The sequence below is a fragment of the Candidatus Similichlamydia epinepheli genome (assembly GCF_003056015.1).
In genome coordinates this window covers 1-1,923 of sequence record NZ_PPEU01000169.1, presented here as the reverse complement: position 1 = coordinate 1,923, position 1,923 = coordinate 1, and the positions used below count along the sequence as shown (strand labels likewise).

General features: G+C 48.4%; 1 rRNA gene. It reads left to right on the top strand.

Going from position 1 to position 1,923, the window contains the following annotated elements:
- Positions 1-501: 501 nt before the first annotated feature.
- Positions 502-1,923: ribosomal RNA gene (locus GCCT14_RS05325) — 16S ribosomal RNA — on the top strand; the annotation flags it as partial.

The window sequence follows — 1,923 nt, the reverse complement described above, 5'->3', positions numbered from 1 at the left end:
AAAGTTAGTGAACGTTACCTGGGATTAGCTTATTTTTTGGCCGATGAGAAAGGAGTGAAGCTTAGCCAAGAAAAGGCCTTGCAGTTGTCACGTTATTTTAAGAATGACCCTTATAGTCTTGAGAATGAATTAATTAAATTTTCTCTTGGTTTTACTGAAATATGTTCTACATTTGACGTTTCGGATGATGTATGGGATCTGTTTAGAAAAATCGAAAAGAAAAATTGGAGAGGCGCGCTAGATTCTGTTAACAGCATTGAAATGCATCCGAACATAGCAGTTAGGTGGATGATTGTTTTGAGGAATCATTTAAGCTACCTACTAACAATTCATCTATCTTCTAGATCTACATCGAATGAAAGTTATTATCCTAAAGAAAGAAAAAAACAGTTGGCAGTTTTGTCTCTAAAGAAAATTGGCAAAACAAAACTATTACTTATGGTTTGCTCACTTGGGGCAGCAGAGAGCGCTGTTCGATTAGGTGAAGCCTCTCCAAAGGAGGCTTTGCAAGCTTGGCTACTAAATTTGATTGAGTCATAACGCGGCGTGGATGAGGCATGCAAGTCGAACGGGCTTGAGTGCAAACTTAAGTCAGTGGCGGAAGGGTTAGTAATACACAGGTAACGTACCGCAACCCTGGGGATAACATTCAGAAATGAGTGCTAATACCGAATGTCGTCAAGTATCGGCATCGAAACTTGATGAAAGCGGGGGATTCCGAGAGGAACCTTGCGGGATGCGAGCGGCCTGTGCGGCATCAGCTTGTTGGTAGGGTAATGGCCTACCAAGGCTGAGACGCCTAGGCGGACTGGGAGGTCGATCGCCAACACTGGGACTGAGAACTGCCCAGACTCCTACGGGAGGCTGCAGTCGAGAATCTTTCGCAATGGGCGCAAGCCTGACGAAGCGACGCCGTGTGTGTGATGAAGGTTTTAGGATCGTAAAGCACTTTCGCCTGTGAGCAAGGGCCATCTTCTAATAAAGGTTTGGTCTTGATAGTAGCAGGTAAAGAAGCGCCGGCCAACTACGTGCCAGCAGCTGCGGTAATACGTGGGGCGCAAGCATTAATCGGATTTATTGGGTGTAAAGGGTGCGTAGGCGGCTAAGCAAGTTGGATGTGAAATCTCGGAGTTCATCTCCGGGCTGCATACAAAACTGCTTAGCTAGAGTGTAAGAGGGGAAAGCGGAATTCCACAAGTAGCGGTGAAATGCGTAGATATGTGGAGGAACACCGGTGGCGAAGGCGGCTTTCTGGATTACTACTGACGCTGAGGCACGAAAGCATGGGGAGCAAACAGGNATTAGATACCCTGGTAGTCCATGCTGTAAACGATGCACACTTGATGTAGTCGCGTCTCAACCCCGGCTGTGTCGTAGCTAACGCGATAAGTGTGCCACCTGGGGAGTACGCTCGCAAGGGTGAAACTCAAAAGAATTGACGGGGACCCGCACAAGCAGTGGCAGCATGTGGTTTAATTCGATGCAACGCGAAGAACCTTACCCTGGGCTTGACATGCAAAGGACTGGAGTAGAAATACTCAGTTCCGAAAGGACCTTTGCACAGGTGCTGCATGGCTGTCGTCAGCTCGTGCCGTGAGGTGTTGGGTTAAGTCCCGCAACGAGCGCAACCCTTATCTCTAGTTGCCATCAGGTAAAGCTGAGCACTTTAGAGAGACTGCCTGAGTCGATCAGGAGGAAGGTGAGGATGACGTCAAGTCCGCATGGCCCTTATGTCCAGGGCTACACACGTGCTACAATGGCCAGTACAAAAGGTTGCGAAGCCGCGAGGCGTAGCTAATCCCAAAACTGGTCTCAGTTCGGATTGCAGTCTGCAACTCGACTGCATGAAGTCGGAATTGCTAGTAATGGCGTGTCAGCAACAGCGCCGTGAATACGTTCCCGGGTCTTGTACACACCGCCCAT